The organism is Streptomyces sp. RB17, assembly GCF_009604455.1.
Lineage (GTDB): Bacteria > Actinomycetota > Actinomycetes > Streptomycetales > Streptomycetaceae > Streptomyces.
Genome location: NZ_WEGL01000001.1, coordinates 50,045 through 67,552, shown reverse-complemented (window position 1 = coordinate 67,552; position 17,508 = coordinate 50,045). Strand labels below are relative to the sequence as shown.

The window sequence follows — 17,508 nt, the reverse complement described above, 5'->3', positions numbered from 1 at the left end:
AGCCTTTCCGTCGTGAACTTGCTTAGTGCTGGTAGCCGTAGACGCCGCGGGCCTGGTCGCGGACGAGGCGGCCCTTCTCCAGCTCGATGACGCGCTTGCGCATCTGGTCCACGATGTTCTGATCGTGTGTCGCCATGATGACGGTGGTGCCCGTCCGGTTGATGCGGTCGAGCAGCTTCATGATGCCGACGGAGGTCTGCGGGTCGAGGTTGCCGGTGGGCTCGTCGGCGATCAGCAGCTTGGGCCGGTTGACGAAGGCCCGCGCGATGGCCACGCGCTGCTGCTCACCGCCGGAGAGCTCGCCGGGCATCCGGTCCTCCTTGCCGCCGAGCCCGACGAGATCGAGCACCTGCGGCACGGACTTGCGGATCTCGCCGCGGGACTTGCCGATGACCTCCTGGGCGAAGGCCACGTTCTCCGCGACGGTCTTGTTCGGAAGGAGCCGGAAGTCCTGGAACACCGTCCCCAGCTGGCGGCGCATCTGCGGCACCTTCCAGTTGGAGAGGCGCGCGAGGTCCTTGCCCAGCACGTGCACCTGTCCGTGGCTGCACCGCTCCTCGCGGAGGACCAGTCGCAGGAAGGTGGACTTTCCGGAGCCGGAGGACCCCACGAGGAACACGAACTCGCCCTTCTCCACCTCGAGGGAGACATCCCTGAGTGCGGGGCGGGTCTGCTTGGGGTAGACCTTGGAGACGTTGTCGAATCGGATCACGGATGCACCACGGGTCGCCGGGGGTAGATGAGCGTGACCATACGCGAACCGGGTGTGCAAGTGCAGTCGCAGGTCGAGGTTGGGTAAGGCTTGTACGCTTTTGTCCCGGACCCTGTCCTCCCCCGACTCTCCCGGGGCCCGCGCACGCGCTCCGCGAACCTGGCACAGTGGAGGGGGAACGTTCTCGTTCCCATGAGCGTTGTGACGAGTGAATGCCGGTGCGAGGAGGGCGAGCGCATGACGTACGACCGGTTGGTGTGCGCGAACTGCGCGGCGCCCGTGAGCGAGGGCCGGTGCTCGGTGTGCCGTGCCAACCGCGAGCGACTGCAGCAAGAGGGCTTCCTGGGCGGGGTGAACCCGATGGCGCTGGTCGCCCTGCTGGCGGTGCTGATCGCCGCGGTGGCGCTGCTGGCGCACCAGACCGCGTGACGCGGATCGCGTAAGAAAAGTCCCGGAAACCCGTCAGGGCCCGGAGCGTCAGGCTCCGGGCCCTTCGGTGTGCGCGCCGAGCGCGCTGCGTGACCGTACGGCTACGCTCAGGCGGCCGCGCCGCCCCGGCCGCCCGCCAGACGCGGCAGGATGCGGAAGCCGATGCCGCCGGCGATCATTGTCGCGGCACCGATGACCAGGAACGCGGTCTGGCCGGCACCGGTCTCGGCGAGCTGCTTGCCGTTGCCCTGGGCCTGGGTGTCGGAACCGGTGTCGGTGAGGGTCGAGGAGCCCTCCTCCTGCGAGGCGTTGTCGTTGCCGCCGCCCTGCGGGGTGTCGTTGTTGCCGCCCGTGCTGCTGCCGCCGGTGCTGCTGCCACCCGTGCCGGAACCGCCGTTGCCGCCGGTGTTGCCGCCGTTGCCCGAGCCGCCGTTGCCCGAGCCACCGTTACCGGAGCCACCGTTACCGGAACCGCCCTCGGTGCTGCCCTGGGTCGAGCCCTGGGTGCTGCCCTGCGTCGAGCCCTGGGTGCTGCCCTGGGTCGAGCCCTGGGTGCTGCCCTGCGTCGAGCCCTGGGTGGACCCCTGGGTCGAGCCCTGGGTGGACCCCTGCGTCGAGCCCTGGGTGTCACCCTCGGTGCTGCCCTGGGTGTCACCCTGGGTGCTGCCCTGAGTGTCACCCTCGGTGCTGCCCTGGGTGTCACCCTGGGTCGAGCCCTGAGTGTCACCCTGGGTCGAGCCCTGGGTGTCACCCTCGGTGCTGCCCTGGGTCGTGCCCTCGGTCACCCCGAGAGTGGCGCCCTGGATGGAACCGTCGGTCGTCCCCTGGGTCGAACCGTCGGTCGTGCCGTCGGTGTCGTTGCCGTCCGTCGTGACACCGAGGCTGATCGGGCCCGCCTGGACATCGAGATCCAGGGCGGAGGCCGCGCCGGCCGCGGTCAGTGACGCACCGGCCGCGATCACGGCGCCGGCGGCTATCCGCGCGACCCGGATCCGCGTCTTCTTCGTCATATGGTTGCTACCCCCAGTAGCTGATCGTCAATGAGGCGGCGCATGGGGCGTTGCCGTGATCGACGGGAGGCAGCCGGTGACGAAGTCGCGTCAACTCATTCCCCCGGTTCACATGCGCCCCTTGAAGTACGCATGCCACGCTTCACCCTTCCGATTTTTCAAAGCAACGTCAAGGCCGTTGCGGGCGCAATGTCCCTTCGGGGGGTGTTTGCAGTGAGTTGAAGCCTGTGAGTGTGATGTAAAACCCAGACAAAAGACAAACTGCCGCCTCTCGGGCGGCAGTTGTCATGTCGACAAAGTTACTTCTCCTGCTGCTTGCGCCAGCGAATACCGGCCTCCAGGAACCCGTCGATCTCACCGTTGAACACGGCCTCGGGGTTGCCGACCTCGTACTCGGTGCGCAGGTCCTTGACCATCTGGTACGGGTGCAGCACGTACGAACGCATCTGGTTGCCCCAGGAGTTGCCGCCGTCGCCCTTGAGGGCGTCCATCTTGGCCTGCTCCTCCTGCCGGCGCCGCTCCAGCAGTTTGGCCTGGAGGACATTCATGGCGGTGGCCTTGTTCTGGATCTGCGACCGCTCGTTCTGACAGGAGACCACGATACCGGTGGGGAGGTGGGTGATCCGGACCGCGGAGTCGGTGGTGTTGACGCCCTGGCCGCCCGGGCCCGAGGACCGGTAGACATCGATCCGGAGATCGCTCTCGTCGATCTCGACGTGGTCGGACTGCTCGACGACGGGCAGCACCTCCACACCGGCGAAGGAGGTCTGGCGGCGGCCCTGGTTGTCGAACGGCGAGATGCGCACCAGGCGGTGCGTGCCCTGCTCGACGGAGAGGGTGCCGTAGGCGTACGGCGCCTGGACGGCGAAGGTGGTCGACTTGATGCCGGCCTCTTCGGCGTACGACGTCTCGATCAGCTCGGTCTTGTAGCCGCGCTGCTCGGCCCAGCGCAGGTACATGCGCTGGAGCCGCTCGGCGAAGTCGGCGGCGTCGACGCCACCGGCCTCGGCGCGGATGTTGACGAGCGCCTCACGGGAGTCGTACTCACCGCTGAGCAGCGTACGGACCTCCATCTCGTCCAGCGCCTTCTTCACCTGGGCCAGCTCGGCCTCGGCCTCGGCACGGGTGTCCGGGTCGTCCTCCTCCTCGGCCATCTCGAAGAGGACGGCGAGATCGTCGATCCGGCCGCGCAGCGCCTCCGCCTTCCTGACCTCGGCCTGGAGGTGGGAGAGCTTGCTGGTGATCTTCTGCGCCTCGTCCGGGTTGTCCCAGAGGGACGGCGCGGCCGCCTGCTCCTCGAGCACGGCGACGTCTGCCCTCAACTTGTCGAGGTCCAGGACGGCCTCGATCGACTCCATGGTCGAGGAGAGGGACTTCAGCTCTTCGGATACATCGACGACTGCCACGCATCCAGCGTAACGGCTCCGCCGAGCAGCGAGACCCGGGTGCTTGCGAGCTGCTGGGGCGCCCTGTGCTGCGGCGCCCTCCGCCGGGGGCTCCGCCCTCAGACCCCCGTGCCTCGCCCACCCTCCCACCCGACTCCGTCGGCCCAGAGCGCACCGTCCCGGGCGAGGGTGCCAGGGGGAGCGGGGTGCCGCCTGCAGGCCGGCCGAACCGCGATAGCCCGGCCGGCGGCCACTTCTCAGCGGAGCGAGTCGGATGGGCGGGTGGGCAAGCGGGGGGTCCAGGGGGCTTCGCTCCCTGGGGCGGGTCAGGGGGTCGATGTGCTGTGGGTGCCCGACGGGGTGTCCGAGTCCCCGTCGGCGGACGCCAGCCACGCGCCGACGCCCACCACTGCGGCCAGGACGACCCCGGCCACTCCCAGCGTCACCCGGCGCCGCCGCACCGCGGCCCGGTGCCTGGCCGACCCCGGCCGGGGCGCGCCGGCGGCCCGGGGGGCGCGAGCGGTCCCGTGCGCGCCGCCCGCCAGCTCGTCCGGCCCCGGCACGCGCATCGAGGTGTGCGTGTCCCGGTTGGAGTCCGGCTTGGCGCCCGGCACCAGCGACACCGCCCCGCGCCGCCGTACCGGATCGTCCCCCGGCGGGGCCGACGGCACGGGCTCGTCGGCGGCCTCCTCGGAAAGTTCCGGCTCGTCCACGTCCAGCGGCGGCAGCCCGGCCAGCGTCGGCAGCTGCTCCCGCAGCCGCACCGCCAGCTCGGAGGCGCGCAGCCGGGACGCGGGCGCCTTGGCCAGGCACTGCACGATCAGCTGCCACAGCTCCTCCGGGATACCGGGCAGCGGTACCACCGTCTCCGTGACGTGCCTGCGCAGGACCGCACCCGGGTGGCCCCCGCCGAACGGGGTGAAGCCCGCGAGCAGCTCGTACAGGACCGTCGCCAGGGCGTAGATGTCCACGGACGCGCGCGGCGGCAGGCCCTCGACGATCTCGGGGGCGAGGTAGTCCGGCGTACCGATGATCTTCGTCGCCCGGGTCCGCTTCGGCGTGTCGATCAGCTTGGCCACGCCGAAGTCGGTGAGCAGGGCCGGATGGGCTCCGCCGGGGCCGAGTGGGCCCTGCATGTCGAGGAGCACGTTCTCGGGCTTGACGTCCCGGTGGACGACCCCGGCCGCGTGGGCCGCGGCCAGCGCGTCGGCGATGTCGGCGGCGATCGCCACGGCCGCCTCGGGGGCGAGCCTCCGCTCGCGCTCCAGCCGGGTGCGCAGGTCGGTGCCGCGCACGAGGTCCATGACCAGGGCCAGGTCGTTGCCGTCGACCACCAGGTCGCGCACGGTGACGATGTGCGGGTGCTCCAGGCCGAGCAGCGCGGTGCGCTCCTGCACGAAGCGTCCGACGAGCTCCTGGTCGGAGGCGAGGTCCTCGCGCAGCAGCTTGACGGCGACGGGACCCTCCGGCCCCTCGCCCAGCCACACCGTGCCGGCGCTGCCCCGCCCCAGGATCTGGTTCGCGGTGTACCGGCTGCCGATCTTCCGTGCCAAGGCTGCTCCTACCAGACGCGTGTTGCCGATAAAACTACGCGTCCGGCGCGCCAACCTTCACCGCGGAGGCGGAAATCACCCGCCAGATGTCGACAAATCCGCAAACTCGTCGTCGGTTACCGCGAGTTCACGCCCCCGCTCACCCTCCGTGCGCTCAGTTGCCGCCGCCGGAGGAGCCGCCCAGGTCCTTGACCCACTTGCTCACCTGGCCGGCCCAGTGGCTCACCTCGTGCCAGTAGCTGCGGCCCTGGCCGATCCAGGTGTGCAGCGGGGTCAGCTCATAGATCAGCCAGCTCGCCACGACCAGGATGACGATCGTGAACAGGCAGCCCTTCAGGCAGCCGAGCCCCGGGATCTTCATCGGGTTGGCGCTGCGCTGCCGGGGCGCCCGGGGCTCGCGGGCGGGCCGCTGCGGCTCCGGTGCGGGCGGCGCGTACCGCTGCGGCGCCTGTGGCGGGGCGTACTGCTGGGGCTGCTGCTGCGGCGCATAGCCGTACCCCTGCTGGTACCCCTGCTGCCGGCCGCGCGGCTGCGGCTGCTGCGGACGGGACTGCGGGGCCTGCCGCGGCTGCTGCTGGGGACGGGCCACCTGCCGCTGGGGCCGGTGGTGCAGCGGGTCGTCCTCCGGGGACAGGTACTGGATCTGCGTCTGCTCGTTGCGGTCGCGGGCGGCGCGCAGCTGGGTCTGCCAGGGGTGCGGCTGCTCGGGCTGCCCCTGCGGGCCGGTGTTCGGCAGCACCGCCGTCGGGTCCGCCGCGCCGGTGTTCGGCAGCACGGCGGTGGGGTCGGCGGCGCCGGCGGGGCCGCCGGTGTGCGGCAGCACGCTGGTCGCGGCGTTCGGGTCGTACGCGCGGGGGCCGGTGTTCGGCAGCACCTGGGTGGGGTCGGCGGCGCCGGGCACGCCCGGGACGGCGGTCGGGGCCGGGTCCGGGGCCAGCAGCGCGCCCACGCCCTCGGCGGCGGCGATCTGTGCGGCGTTCGCATGCACCCCGATGCCCTCGGCGACGACCCTGAGGCCGCGCGCGAGGTTCTCTGCGCTGGGCCGTTCGTCGGGGTTCTTGCGCAGACAGCGTTCTATGACCGTCCACAGCGGGTCCGGGACGGTTGAGGGGCGGCGCGGCTCGGCGCTCAGGTGCTGGTGCAGCACCTCCAGCGCGGTGCTGCCGGAGAACGGCGGGCGGCCGGTGACCAGCTCGTACAGCAGGATGCCGGCGCCGTAGATGTCCACGGCGGAGGTCTGCGGGCGGCCCTCGGCGGACTCCGGTGCCACGTACGCGGGCGTGCCGACGAACTCCTGGGTGCGGGTCAGGCCCGGGGAGTCGGCGAGGCGGGCGATGCCGAAGTCGGTGAGCATCGGGTGCATCTGGCCGCCGTCCTGCTTGAGCAGGACGTTGGCGGGCTTCAGGTCGCGGTGCACGACGCCGTCGGCGTGGCTGGCGGCGAGCGCGTCGGCGATCTGCGCGGTCATCAGCGCGGCGGCGACCGGGGTGAGCGGGCCGCTCTCGCGCAGGTAGCGGTGCAGGTCGGGGCCGTCGACGAGGTCCATGACCAGCGCCAGCAGATCGCCCTCGACGACCAGGTCGCGGACCCGGACGATGTTCGGGTGGGTGAGGCGGAGCAGGACGGAGCGCTCGCGCAGGAAGCGCATCACGATGTCCGGGTCGCTCGCCAGTTCCTCCTTGAGGACCTTGATCGCGACCGTCTCGCCCGGCTGTCCGGGTACGGCCGCCTCGGCGCCCGCGGTCTCGCGCTGGCGGGCACGCCAGACGGTGCCTGTGGCGCCGCGTCCGAGCGGCTCCTCAAGCAGGTACTTGCTGCCGACTGGCCGCACGTCACGCGCTCCCTGCTGCTTGCTGATGCTTGCTTGCCTGCATTCCGGTTGTCGTTCCGGTTGTTCCGATCCACTGTAGTGCCGCCCCCGAGGGCACTACGTAAGCGTTCCCGAGCTTGTTCGATGTGTTCGACGGGAAGACGCTCATGTCGGTCCGCCGGTTGCCGGGGGCCGGACGTGACCGATCTCAAGTGATCGCTTGTGCGGCACTGGTCAGGCACTTTTGGGGGCAGAGCCGACCAATCAAGATCACTTGATGCCGGGTACCGGGCGCGTTGTCAGTGGCAGGTGCGAGGATGCCTTGCAGTACTTGCCGACGTGCTCGTGTGGGGTGGGGATGCAGATCCGGCTGACCGTCGTAGACCCGCTGGGCGCGTCCCCGCAGCGGGGCCGCGCCGCGAGCCGCGACGTGCTGGTCACGGCGCCCGTCGGCACGGACCTGGGCGCGGTCGCGTCGGCGCTGGCAGGAGCGGTCACCGGGGAGGGCCGCGACGCCGCGAACTCCTCCGTCGTCCTCTACGCCGGCCCCGAGCGGCTGGATCCACGCCGCTGCACGCTCGGAGAGCCTCCGCTGGTCGACGGCGCCGTGCTGTCCCTGGGCGCCCCGGCGGCCGCCGAGCCACATCCCGAGCTGGACGACGCGCCGACCCAGCTGCATGTCGTCGCGGGCCCGGACGCGGGCGGGGTCCATCTGCTGCACGGCGGCCGGATCACCGTGGGCCGCTCGGCCGATGCGGACGTGCCGCTGGACGACCCCGACGTGTCCCGGCTGCACTGCGTGGTCACCGTCGGGGCGGACGGGCGGGTGTCCGTCGCCGACCTCGGCTCCACGAACGGCACGGCGCTGGACGGGGTGCGGGTGGGCGAGCGCCCGGTGCGGGTCCCTGCCGGGGGCCTGCTGCGGATCGGGGAGTCGGCGCTTCGGGTTGCTCCGTCCGGGGGACCGGCCGCGCGGGTGCGGACCGTCTCCGACGGTGAGGGGTGCGTCCGGGTCGCCCTGGCGGGCGGCTCCGCGGACCGGCCCTCGGCCGGCTCCGGCTTCCGGCCCGCACCACGCGTGCAGGCAGCGTCGTCGGGTGCGGGTGGCCCTCGTGGGGCGGGATCACCGTCGGCGGCCGCGGGGGACGGCGGTGTGAGCGGACCGACGTCCGTGAGTGCTGCCGGCGCCTCCGGAATCGGGCAGCACGGCTACGGCTCCGACGACTGGGGGACTTCCGGCAGCGGGGCGCAGGAGCATCAGCGGGGGTCGACCGTGGTGCCGGGGCAGGGCGGGGCACCCCGGATCGAGAACACGTCCGGTGGCGCGTTCGGCGGGGACACGCACGCGGGGCGCCTCGGGGCCGGCGGGGCGGACGGGGAGCCACTGGGGAGTGGTGGCCGCAAGGGCACTCCCGTCCGGGGCATCGACGTCCCGCAGGGCGTACGGCGGCGTGGGCTCGGCGCCTGGGCGCGCCGGCTGGCCGGTGGGCGCGGCGAACAGCCCGCCCGGCCCGAGGCGTACGGCGCCGCCGACGCCCGAGCCGGCACCGGCCCGGCGGCCACCGCGACGCAGCAGCCCGAGACCTGGCCGGACCCCGCCGCACTGCTGTTGTCGGCACTCGGTCCCGGGCCCCGGCTGTGGGAGCGCGGGCCCGGTCATCCGGAGACGCTGACCGTGCGGCTCGGCACGGCGGACCGGAGCGCACCGGACGGCTCCGGACTGGTGCCCGCGGTGCCCGTGACGGCGGCACTGCTCGAGGCGGGGGCGCTGGGTCTGGCCGGTCCGCGTCCCCGGCTGTCCGGGCTGACCCGCGCGGTGCTGGCCCAGCTGGCCGCACTGCACTCCCCCGACCTGCTGGAGATCGTGCTGATCAGCGCCGACCGCTCCCGCCCCGTGGAGGAGCGCACGGCCGAGTGGTCCTGGCTGGGCTGGCTCCCGCATGTCCGGCCGGGCCACGGCCAGGACTGCCGGCTGCTGCTGGCCTACGACCGCGAGCAGGCGGCGGCCCGCACGGAGGAACTCCTGCGCCGGGTCGACGACCACGCGGCGACCGGCAGAACCGCGGCCCGCCCCGTCTCCGCCCGAGTTCCGGCCCCCGGTACCGCACCGGGCGACCCCACGCCCAGCGAGCCGACCAGCCCAGCCACATCCGGCTCCCCCATGGGCATGTCCGCCCAGGGGGGCTTTCCCGGCCACCCCGGCACGGCCGCGCACGGCCCGTCGATCGGCACGCAGGGCACCCGGGCCCAAGGCGCCGTCTCCGGTCTGCCCGGCACCCCCTCCGAGTCCTCCGCAGCCCAGCCCCAGTCCCCGGCGACCGCCGAGTGGGACACCCCCACCACGCCGGGCAGCCCCGCCCAGGGCGGCTTTCCCGGCCACCCCGGCACCCCGGGACTCGGTTCCGACGCCACCGTGCACGGCCCCACCTCCAGCACCCACGGCACCGCCGCCGTGCCGGGCACACCGCTCCAGGGACTCGATCCCGGCCCCCACGGAGCCACCACACACACCTCCGGCACCACCCAGGCCCCCGGCGCATCCAGCCAGGACCCGGCCCTCGGCCACACCGGCGCCGCACACCCCACGCGCACCACCCAGTCCACCGGCCACCACGGCACCACCGCACACCCCTCCGGTGCCCCTGCCGCTGGCCGGAACGGCACCCACCCGTCGGCCACCCCGTCCCGCCGCCCCTCCTGGGCCAGGGAAGACGCCGAGGTCGGTGGGGGCAGTGGGTTCTCCGGGCCGTACACCGTCGTCGTGGTGGACGGAGACCCCGGAGGCAGCGCGCTGCGGGACGCGGTCGCGCGGCTGGCCGTGGCCGGGCCGCGGGCCGGGATTCATGTCGTCTGTCTCGCCGAGACCGAGCCCGCCTCGCCGGCCTCCCCCGTGGCGCGGACGTACGAGGCCGCGTGCGCGGTGACGCCGGCGTTCCGGCACTGCGGTGCCGTGGCACTGCTCGGCGGGGATGTCGCCACGGCGCTGCAGTTGCTGCGGGTGGCGCCGGGCGGACCCGTCGAACCGGGCACGCTCGCCGCCGTGGACGCCGTGTCCCTCGCCTGGGCGGAGCGGTTCGCCCGGGCGCTGGCCCCGCTGCGGCCGGACGGCCCGACCGGCGAGCGGGACACGCGCGTGGCGGCGCCGTTGCCGCAGTCGGCGCGGCTGCTGGACGAGTTGGGCCTGGCCCGGGCCACCCCGGCGTCGCTGATGGCGCGCTGGGCCGACGCGGCCGACGACACCCAGGCCCTGGGCGGCCGGGCCCGGGCGGTGCTCGGTGCCGGGCCGCGCGGGCCGCTCACCGCCGACCTGGTGGCCGACGGACCGCATCTGCTGATCGAGGGGCCGGCCGGCAGCGGTCGTACGGAGGTGCTGCGGGCCGTGGTGGCCTCGCTGGCGGCAGCCGAGCGGCCGGACCGGCTGGGCATCGTGCTGATCGACGGCCGGGACGGCGTCGGCACCAGCGCCGCGCACGGTGAAGGGCTGCGCGTGTGCACCGACATACCGCACGTCACCACCCACCTCGTCGCCAACGACCCCGTCCGCATGCGGGAGTTCGCCCAGTCGCTGGCCGCCGAGCTGAAGCGGCGGGCGGAGCTGCTGGGGCGGACCGATTTCGCCCAGTGGCACGCGGGCAGTGAGCTGTCCGGCCGGATCGTCGCCCAGCGCACGCCCTCCGCCGCGACCGGCGACATAGAGGCACCGCCCAGCTCCACCCTGCGGCTGCGGCCGGGGGCGGCCGCGCGGCAGCGGGCCGAGGCGGCGCCGCCGTTGCCGCGGCTCGTGGTCGTCGTGGACGACCTGGACGCCCTGGTCTCACCCCCGCTCGGCTCGCCGGGCCGGCCCGCCGCCGGTTCGGTGATGCGCGCGCTGGAGGCGGTGGCCCGGGAGGGCGAGCGGCTCGGGGTGCATCTGGTGGCGGCGGCCGGGACCGGCGGCCGTACGGCGGAGACCGAGCCCGCGCGGCGGGCGGCCCTGCGGGTCGTGCTGGACGCCCCCCAGCAGGGGCCGGACGAACCGGCTCCGGGGCGTGGCCGGCTGGTGTACGCGGACGGGCGGGCCGTCGGTTTCCAGGGCGGCCGCGTGACGGGCCGTATCCCGCGCACCGCGACCCAGCGGCCCACAGTGGTCCCACTGGACTGGCAGCGCATGGGCGACCCGCCGGCCCGCCGGCCGGTGCGGGAGCTGGGCAACGGCCCCACCGACCTGGCCCTGTTGGCGAGCGCGGTGGAGCGGGCGGCCCGGGAGGTGTCGGCGGCGGAGGTGCCGTCCCTGCTCTAGGACCTGTCCGGCCCTGGCCGAAGAGGCACGCATACACCGCCGGTCACGAGCCGGTCACGATGACCCGTTCGACACAGCAGGCGCCCTTGCCCACCCCGAGTGGCCCGGCGTACACCGGACCGCACGGGACAGTCTTCTGACGTTCAATGGAGAACGACGAACGGGGAAGTGATGCACAGCAAGAGCAGCACCATCCGGACACGCAGGACCGTCACCACATTCGCCGCGCTGCTCACGGGAGCCCTCGCCCTGAGCGCCTGCTCCAGCAGCAATGACAACGGTGAGAAGGGCAGCGGCGGGCAGACCGGCGAAGCCACCGGCTCCACCCTCACCCTGCCGAAGCTGAACGGCGCGAACCTGGAGATCGCCGCCGTCTGGACCGGCCAGGAGCAGAAGAACTTCAAGCAGGTCCTGGCCGAGTTCGAGAAGCGCACCGGCGCGAAGGTCACGTTCGTGCCCGCCCAGGACCCGATCATCAACTTCGTCGGTTCGAAGATCGCGGGTGGCCAGCCGCCGGACGTGGCCATGCTGCCGCAGCCCGGCGCCATCAAGCAGGCCGTGCAGCGGGGGTGGGCCAAGCCGATCGGGCCGGACGCCCTGAAGGAGCTGCAGAAGAACTACTCCCAGGGCTGGCAGGACATCGGCAAGGTCGACGGCAAGCAGTACGGCGTCTACTACAAGGCCGCCAACAAGTCGCTGATCTGGTACAACGCCAAGGTCTTCGCGAACGCCGGCGCGAAGGAGCCGAAGACCTGGCAGGATCTGCTGACCACGACCCGGGCGGTGTACGACTCCGGAGTCACCCCGTTCTCGGTGGCCGGCGCGGACGGCTGGCCGCTGACGGACTGGTTCGAGAACGTCTATCTGTCCCAGGCGGGGCCGCAGAAGTACGACGAGCTCGCCCAGCACAAGATCAAGTGGACGGATCCCTCGGTCAAGCAGGCGCTGACGACCCTCGCCCAGATCTGGGGCAAGAAGGACTACCTCGCGGGCGGCCAGGACGGCGCGCTGCAGACGGAGTTCCCGGCCTCGGTCACCCAGACCTTCACCGGCGGTGACCAGCCGAAGTCGGCGATGGTGTACGAGGGTGACTTCGTGCAGGTCAACATCGGCGAGACCAAGGCGAAGGTGGGCACGGACGCGAAGGTGTTCCCGTTCCCGGCGGTCGGGTCCACCGCACCGGTGGTCTCCGGCGGTGACGCGGCGGTGGTCCTGAAGGACTCCAAGGCGGCCCAGGCCCTGGTCACCTTCCTCGCCTCCCCGGACGCGGCGACGATCGAGGCGAGGCTCGGCGGATTCCTCTCGCCGAACAAGAACGTGCCGGTCTCGGCGTACCCGAACGCGGTGCAGCAGAAGATCGCCAAGGCGCTGATCGCGTCCGGCGACGACTTCCGCTTCGACATGTCCGACCAGGCCCCGCAGGCCTTCGGCGGCACCCCCGGCAAGGGTGAGTGGAAGGACCTGCAGGACTTCCTGAAGAACCCGACGGACGTGGCGGGCACCCAGGCGAAGCTGGAGAAGGACGCGGCGGCCGCGTACGGAAGCGGGAGCTGATCCGGCGATGGCGTCGGCGGCAACGGCGGCGGGGGCCTCAGCGGGTCCCGCCGCACCCCGCAGTCGTAGGAGCGTGACCGGCACCCGCAGGACGGTGGCAGTGCTGTTCCTGCTGCCCGCCCTGGTGCTGCTCGGCGCGCTCGTGGTCTACCCGATCGGGTACTCGCTGATCCGCAGCTTCTACAACGCCTCGGGCAACGGCTTCGCCGGCGTCGACAACTACAAGACGCTCTTCACCGACGACGGCATCCGCACCGCCCTGAAGAACAACGTCATCTGGGTGGTGTTCGCACCGACGGTGTCCACCGCGCTCGGTCTGGTCTTCGCGGTGCTGACCGAACGGGTGCGCTGGGGAACGGCGTTCAAGCTGGTCGTCTTCATGCCGATGGCGATCTCGATGCTGGCGGCCGGGATCATCTTCCGGCTGGTGTACGACCAGGATCCGCACAAGGGCGTCGCGAACGCGGTGTGGGTGGGGGTTCATGACACCTTCGCGCAGTCGTCGGCGTTCCCGATGGCCCACCCGGGCCGCGAGTCGCCGCTCGTCGCGCAGAACGGCGGCTTCGTCACCAGGGCCACCGTCCGCGCCGGGCAGCCGGTCACCCTCCCCCTCGTCGGTGTCGCCCCGGACCAGATGCCGGACGGCGCGAAGAAGGCCGTGGCGGCCAGGCCGGAGCCGGGGAGGATCACCGGCACCACCTGGCAGGACTTCACGCGCGGCAAGGGCGTGGGCCGGCTCGGCGCGCCGGACCCGTCCGAGCTGGGCTATGCCGGGATGCGGATCGAGGCGGTGAAGGGCGGCACGGTGGTCGCCTCCACCAAGGCGGCCGGCGACGGCACCTTCACGCTGCCCGCCTCCGCCGACGGGGCCCGGCTGCGGCTGCCGGCGAGCAACTTCAAGGAGCCGTACAACGGCGTCGAGTGGCTCGGCCCTGCGCTGGTCACCCCGGCGATCATCGGGGCGTACGTCTGGATGTGGGCGGGCTTCGCGATGGTGCTGATCGCGGCCGGGCTCGCGGGCGTGCCCCGGGAGCTGCTGGAGGCAGCGCGGGTGGACGGCGCCAACGAGTGGCAGGTGTTCCGCAGGGTCACCGTGCCGCTGCTCGCGCCGGTCCTCGCGGTCGTCGTCGTCACCCTGATGATCAACGTGCTGAAGGTGTTCGACCTCGTCTACATCATCGCGCCGGGCTCCTCCCAGGACGACGCCGACGTGCTCGCCCTGGAGCTGTACCGCAAGGGTTTCGCGGAGAACCAGCCGGGCGTCGCGAGCGCGATCGCGGTGCTGCTGCTGGTGCTCGTGATTCCCGTGATGCTGTTCAACATTCGTCGGCTGCGGCGGGAGGTGCGGCGATGACGGCGACCGCCGGGAGCATCGGGAAGGTCGGGCCCGTCCGGACGGTGAAGGCACGCCAGTCCCTCGGCACGAGGATCACCGAGAAGCTGGGCGGCGGCCTGGTCCGCGTGTTCCTGATCGTCGTGGGCCTGTTCTGGCTGGTGCCGACGATCGGTCTGCTCATCTCCTCGCTGCGCGCGCCCGAGGACATGAGCGCGAGCGGCTGGTGGAAGGTGCTCTCCCAGCCGTCCCAGCTGACGTTCGACAGCTACCGGAAGCTGCTGGAGAACGGCGACATCACCCACTCCCTCTGGAACACCGTGCTGATCACGGTCCCGGCCACCGTCCTGGTCGTCGTGGTCGGCTCCCTCGCGGGCTACGCGTTCGCGTGGATGGAGTTCCCGGGCCGGGACTGGTGGTTCCTGGGTGTGGTGAGCCTGCTGGTGGTGCCGGTGCAGGTGGCGCTGATCCCGATCGCCGAACTGTTCGGCAAAGTCGGCCTGTTCGGGACCATCCTCGGCGTGATCCTGTTCCACACCGGGTTCGGTCTACCGTTCGCGGTGTTCCTGCTGCGGAACTTCTTCGCGGAGATCCCGCGCGAACTGCTGGAGGCCGCCCGGCTGGACGGCGCGGGTGAACTGCGGCTGTTCGCCCGGGTGGTGATGCCGCTCGGCGGGCCGGCCATCGCGAGCCTCGGCATCTTCCAGTTCCTGTGGGTGTGGAACGACATGCTGGTCGCGCTGGTGTTCACCAAGTCGGGCACCCAGCCGATCACGGTCGCGCTGCAGACGCAGGTACGGCAGTTCGGCAACAACATCGACGTGCTGGCACCCGGCGCGTTCATCTCCATGGTGATCCCGCTGGCCGTGTTCTTCGCGTTCCAGCGGCAGTTCGTGTCCGGGGTGATGGCGGGCGCGGTCAAGTAACGGCAGTTCTCGGCACTTCTCCGGGGCGGGCCCGCAGGGGGCCCGCCCCTCGCCGTTCACCCGTTGTCCCCCGGCCGTCCCCCACATGCCGTACGAACCGTAACCAATTCACTCCATCGGCCGTTTCCGGTCAGAACCCCCGCGCCGACCGACGACCCATGGATGTCCCTTGCCCAGGTTCAGTGTCATTGTCCCCGCGTACCAGGTCCAGGCGTATCTCTCCGAGTGCCTGGACTCGGTGCTCACGCAGTCGTATCCCGATCTGGAACTGATCGCCGTGGACGACTGCTCACCGGATGCCTGCGGGACGATCATCGACGAGTACGCGGCCCGGGACGCGCGGGTGCGGCCGGTGCACCTGGCCGAGAACCAGGGGCTCGGGCGGGCCCGGAACGCGGGGCTGGCCGAGGCGACCGGTGACTACCTGGTCTTCCTGGACAGCGACGACACTCTCACTCCGCACGCGCTGCGCTCGATCGCCGACCGGATCAAGGAGGCCGGGGAGCCGGACGTCCTGGTGTACGACTACGCGCGCACCTACTGGGACGGCCGGGAGGTGCGCAACGCGCTCGCCGGCCAGCTCACCGAGCAGGGCCCGGCGCCATTCCGGCTGGAGGACCGGCCGGGGCTGCTCAGGGTGCTGATGGTGGCCTGGAACAAGGCGTACCGGCGGGAGTTCGTCGAGGGCCACGGCTTCACCTTCCCGCCGGGCTACTACGAGGACACCCCGTGGACCTTCCCGGTGCTGATGACGGCGGAGTCGATCGCCACGCTGGACCGGGTGTGCGTGCACTACCGGCAGCGCCGGCAGGGCAACATCCTCGGCACCACCAGTCGTAAGCACTTCGATCTGTTCGAGCAGTACGACCGGGTGTTCGCGTACGTCGAGCGGCATCCGGAACTGGCCCGGTGGCGGCCCGAATTGTTCCGCCGCATGATCGACCACTACGCCACGGTGTTCACCAAGCGGGACCGGCTGCCGCGCGGCAGCCACGGCGCCTTCCTGCGCCGGGCCCGCGCCCACTACCGCCGCTATCGCGTCCCCGGCACCCGGATGCGGCGCCGCAACGTCCTGGTCCGCTTCGGTCTGCACCGCACCTTCCGCGCGTTCCAGCTGGTCTCGGCCGTGCGCCGGCGCCTGGGCAAGGCGGCGGTGAAGCTGGCCCGCGCCGTGCGCACCGGCGTACTGCGGCTGCACTACCGGATCCAGCTGCGGCTGCCCGTTCGTGCCGACCGGGCGGTGTTCGGCTCCGGTGCGGGACAGGGCCACGGCGGCGACCCGGGCGCCCTGGAGGAGGCCTTCCGCAGCCACGCCCCGCACATCCGCACCGCCTGGATCGCCCGCCCCGAGCACCGGCACACGGTCCCGCCGGGGCCGCGCCCGCTGCGGCCCGGCACCGCCGCCTACTGGACGGCGCTGGCCCGCGCCAGGTACCTGGTCACCGACGACGTCCTGGACCCGGGCCTGCGCAAACGACCCGGGCAGATCCTGGTCCAGACCCGGCAGGGCACCCCGCTGGGGCACATCGGCCTGGACCTCCGGGAGCGCCCGGCGGCGGCCCGCGACACCGACTTCGCCCGGCTGCTGCGCGACGTCGACCAGTGGGACCTCGCGCTGTCCGGCAACCGGCACTCGACCCTGACCGGGGAGCGGGCCCTCCCGGGCCGGTACCGGACCCTGGAGTACGGCGCCCCGCGCAACGACGTCTTCCAGCGGGCCACCTCGGCGGACGTGACCCGGTTGCGCGCATCGCTGGGCATCCCGGAGGGCGCGGTGGCGATCCTGTACGCGCCGGCCCACCGTGACTATCTGCGCACCCAGCGCCCGCTGCTGGACCTGGAGCGGATCGTGCGCCGCCTCGGCCCCCGCTTCTTGGTCCTGGCCCGCACCCACGGCCACCGGCGTCCCGAGGGCGCCCGGATCATCGACGTCGGCGACCACCCGAGCGTCCAGTCGCTGTGTCTGGCCTCGGACGCCCTGCTCACCGACTACGCGTCGATCATGTTCGACTACGCGGGCCTGGACCGGCCGATCGTGGTGCACACCGAAGACTGGGACGAGTACCGGGCGGCCCGCGGGACCTACTTCGACCTGCACACCTTCCCGCCGGGCGCGGTCGCGCGCAGCGAGGACGAGCTGATCGACATCTTCGCGACCGGGCACTGGCGCGGCTCGCGCTCGACCCAGCTGCGGTCGGTGTTCCGGCAGCGGTTCTGCCCGTACGACGACGGACGCGCCGCCGAGCGGGTCGTACGGCATGTGGTGCTGGGCGAGACGGAGCTGCCGCCGGTGATCCCGCTCGGTGAGCGCAAGACGGTGCCGTCGGCCTGTGCCCGTTCGCCGCAGGCCACCGTGCCGCAACCCGCCGGTCCCCTCCCCGTCACCGAGAGGCGCTGAACGGCGTTGGTCCTTCCGGGAGTTCCCGTGCCCCTCGGCTCGACGCGGCCCACCCCGAGCCGGCCGTCCACCTGGCGTCCGGCGGGGCGGCCCGGTCGCACGGCAGGCCTCCTCGCCCG

General features: G+C 72.5%; 11 protein-coding genes. 6 read left to right on the top strand and 5 right to left on the bottom strand.

The window, feature by feature from the left end; all coding sequences use genetic code 11:
• Positions 1–22 precede the first annotated feature (22 nt).
• On the bottom strand, positions 23–712 hold the full coding sequence (gene ftsE, locus SRB17_RS00245; RefSeq protein ID WP_031159396.1) for a cell division ATP-binding protein FtsE: 690 nt from the start codon (positions 710–712) through the stop codon (positions 23–25).
• Between the two features lie 237 nt (positions 713–949).
• Here ftsE and SRB17_RS00240 point away from each other — a divergent pair, with 237 nt between their 5' ends.
• Positions 950–1,141 carry a hypothetical protein gene (locus tag SRB17_RS00240; RefSeq protein ID WP_153533550.1) on the top strand — a complete coding sequence of 64 codons (192 nt, stop codon included), beginning with the start codon at positions 950–952 and terminating at the stop codon, positions 1,139–1,141.
• 107 nt (positions 1,142–1,248) lie between these two features.
• Here SRB17_RS00240 and SRB17_RS00235 read toward each other — a convergent pair whose 3' ends face one another.
• From SRB17_RS00235 to SRB17_RS00220, 4 genes are all read right to left on the bottom strand, one after another.
• The gene (locus SRB17_RS00235; protein WP_153533548.1) at positions 1,249–2,151 is read right to left on the bottom strand and encodes a hypothetical protein; all 903 of its coding nucleotides are present in this window, start codon (positions 2,149–2,151) and stop codon (positions 1,249–1,251) included.
• Between the two features lie 299 nt (positions 2,152–2,450).
• Positions 2,451–3,557, bottom strand: a complete 1,107-nt coding sequence (gene prfB, locus SRB17_RS00230) for a peptide chain release factor 2 (protein ID WP_323374771.1) — start codon at positions 3,555–3,557, stop codon at positions 2,451–2,453.
• A 305-nt stretch (positions 3,558–3,862) separates the two neighbouring features.
• Positions 3,863–5,089, bottom strand: a complete 1,227-nt coding sequence (locus SRB17_RS00225; RefSeq protein ID WP_153533546.1) for a serine/threonine-protein kinase — start codon at positions 5,087–5,089, stop codon at positions 3,863–3,865.
• A 154-nt stretch (positions 5,090–5,243) separates the two neighbouring features.
• On the bottom strand, positions 5,244–6,920 hold the full coding sequence (locus SRB17_RS00220) for a serine/threonine-protein kinase (RefSeq protein ID WP_323374770.1): 1,677 nt from the start codon (positions 6,918–6,920) through the stop codon (positions 5,244–5,246).
• A gap of 337 nt (positions 6,921–7,257) precedes the next feature.
• On the opposite strand from SRB17_RS00220, the gene SRB17_RS00215 reads away from it, so the two are divergent.
• From SRB17_RS00215 to SRB17_RS00195, 5 genes are all read left to right on the top strand, one after another.
• Positions 7,258–11,178: an FHA domain-containing protein gene (locus SRB17_RS00215; RefSeq protein WP_153533544.1), complete on the top strand. Its 3,921-nt coding sequence runs from the start codon at positions 7,258–7,260 to the stop codon at positions 11,176–11,178.
• A gap of 171 nt (positions 11,179–11,349) precedes the next feature.
• Positions 11,350–12,732, top strand: coding sequence for an ABC transporter substrate-binding protein (locus SRB17_RS00210; protein ID WP_153533542.1), 1,383 nt, complete (start codon positions 11,350–11,352; stop codon positions 12,730–12,732).
• Between the two features lie 73 nt (positions 12,733–12,805).
• A complete protein-coding gene (locus SRB17_RS00205; protein WP_323374769.1) occupies positions 12,806–14,086 on the top strand; it encodes a sugar ABC transporter permease in 1,281 nt (426 codons plus the stop codon).
• A complete protein-coding gene (locus SRB17_RS00200) occupies positions 14,083–14,991 on the top strand; it encodes a carbohydrate ABC transporter permease (RefSeq protein ID WP_153533540.1) in 909 nt (302 codons plus the stop codon). The genes SRB17_RS00205 and SRB17_RS00200 overlap by 4 nt, the downstream gene beginning before the upstream one ends.
• A 169-nt stretch (positions 14,992–15,160) precedes the next feature.
• Positions 15,161–17,389 (top strand): bifunctional glycosyltransferase/CDP-glycerol:glycerophosphate glycerophosphotransferase, encoded by a 2,229-nt coding sequence (locus SRB17_RS00195; protein WP_153533538.1) that lies wholly within the window; start codon positions 15,161–15,163, stop codon positions 17,387–17,389.
• Positions 17,390–17,508 lie beyond the last annotated feature (119 nt).